This is a genomic window from Methanocalculus sp., assembly GCF_029762515.1.
Taxonomy (GTDB): domain Archaea; phylum Halobacteriota; class Methanomicrobia; order Methanomicrobiales; family Methanocorpusculaceae; genus Methanocalculus.
The window spans coordinates 1-2,005 of record NZ_JARVGN010000401.1 but is presented as its reverse complement, the minus strand read 5'-3'; the positions used below and the strand labels follow the sequence as shown (position 1 = coordinate 2,005).

Below are 2,005 nucleotides of genomic sequence, written 5' to 3'. Positions count from 1 at the left end.
CGCTCTTGGAGAACACTTCAAGATAATGAGTATCATCGCCGGTATCATCGCACTCCTTACTGTGGGACTGGTCGTCTATTACCGGTACCGTGAACCAAGCATTGTCATTCCGATGCTCCTGATCAACACCTCGGAGATCATTATCCTCCTTGGAATTGCACGGTACTTTACCCAGCTCGATCTCGCAGCTATTGCCGGTCTTATTGCAGTTCTTGGAACAAGCATCGATCAGCTCGTCGTCATCACCGACGAAGTACTTCACGAAGGAAAGGTGCCCTCACCAAATGTCTATCTCAAACGGCTCGCACGGGCGCTTGGCATCATCATAGTTGCCGCCTCCACGATGATCATCGCGATGCTCCCGCTAGCCGTGATGGATCTCTCATCACTTCGTGGATTTGCAATCATCACCATCCTTGGCGTCTTAATTGGAGTCGTCATCACACGGCCGGCATACGGGAAGATCATCATGGCGATCCTCTCCCGATAATCCACCTTTTTCCATCGCGCATACAAAAAATCGATAATTCAATACAAAAACAGGCAAACGGGTTATTTTTCAAGGAAGGATAACACAGATCAAACCAAAACCCCATTGTATAGTACCAATCTGCCCCCACTGTTAATATGAGATGGAAACAGAATGATTATGGTCATTCATGAAGGCGGTTTTGGGGCTTGAAGACGGAAACTTTTTTGTAGGAGAGGGTTTTGGTGCTGAAGGAGAAAGCACCGGAGAACTGGTCTTCACCACACAGATGGCAGGATATATGGAGGCGCTGACTGATCCCAGCTACGCGGGACAGCTACTCATGTTTACCTATCCGCTCATCGGCAATTATGGTGTAGATTTTGCAAATTTTCAGAACCCTCTCATCCATGCACGGGGATGTATCACTCATGAGGTGTGCAAATTCCCAAAACACAATCCTTCGTTAATCACTTTTTTTGAGGATCAGGGACTGCATGGACTATCAGGAATCGACACACGAATGCTTACAATAAATACCCGGCTCCATGGCACACTCAGATCAGCACTGATTGTCGGGGATGATAATGGAGAGTATGCAGTTGAGATAGCACGAAAGGCGCCGCAGATCTCAGATATTGATCTGATACAGTCAGTCACCTGCACCGATCCCTATCATGTACGGGGCAAAGGAAAACGGATCGCTGTCCTTGATCTTGGGGTGAAGAAGAATATCGTCATCAGCCTGCAAAAGCGGGATGCGGATGTATATGTCTTCCCCTACACAGCAACAAAAGACGAGATAGATGCCTGCAGACCGCAGGCACTCTTCGTCAGCAATGGACCCGGCGATCCAAAACGTGCAACACATGCAATCGATACCGTCAAACGATACATCGGCGAGATCCCGATATTTGGTATCTGCATGGGTAACCAGATCCTGGCACTTGCTCTTGGTGGAGACACCCACAAGCTGAAATTCGGACACAGGGGATCAAACCAGCCTGTACGGTGCAGTGATGGAACGATATCCATAACAACTCAGAATCATGGGTATGTCGTTGATGCGGAGTCGCTTCCGGAAGGATGCCAGGTGAGCTATACAAATGTGAACGACAACACCCTCGAAGGATTCGTTGATCGTTACTTAAATATCTCCTGTGTCCAGTTCCATCCTGAAGCCCACGGTGGACCGCATGATACGGAAGAACCAATCTTTGATATGATCTACAGGAGCATTCCGGATGCCTAAATTATCACACATAAAGAAAGTGCTGCTGATTGGATCAGGTCCAATCCAGATCGGGCAGGCAGCCGAGTTCGATTTTTCTGGAACACAGGCCTGCCGGGCGCTCAGGGAAGAGGGGATCTCTGTTGTCCTTGTAAATTCAAACCCAGCTACCATTATGACCGATCCGGAGACGGCCGATGTTGTCTATGTCGAACCACTGAAAGCCGATATAATTGCAAAGATCATCGAGAAAGAGAAGCCGGATGGGATATTAAGTGGCCTTGGCGGACAGACCGGGCTGAACC

Annotated in this window: 2 protein-coding genes and 1 pseudogene; all 3 read left to right on the top strand. The window is 48.6% G+C overall.

Annotated elements, in window-relative coordinates:
* Positions 1–490 (top strand): annotated as a pseudogene (locus tag QCH34_RS11465) (preprotein translocase subunit SecD); the annotation flags it as partial.
* Between the two features lie 169 nt (positions 491–659).
* On the top strand, positions 660–1,721 hold the full coding sequence (gene carA, locus QCH34_RS11460) for a glutamine-hydrolyzing carbamoyl-phosphate synthase small subunit (protein ID WP_300334287.1): 1,062 nt from the start codon (positions 660–662) through the stop codon (positions 1,719–1,721).
* Positions 1,714–2,005, top strand: a 292-nt coding sequence (locus QCH34_RS11455) for a hypothetical protein (protein ID WP_300334285.1), incomplete at its 3' end; no start/stop codon positions are given. The genes carA and QCH34_RS11455, both read left to right, overlap by 8 nt.

Coding starts and splice junctions, on each gene's coding strand:
- carA (WP_300334287.1), top strand. CDS start 660: ATGAAGGCGGTTTTGGGGCTTGAAGACGGAAACTTTTTTGTAGGAGAG.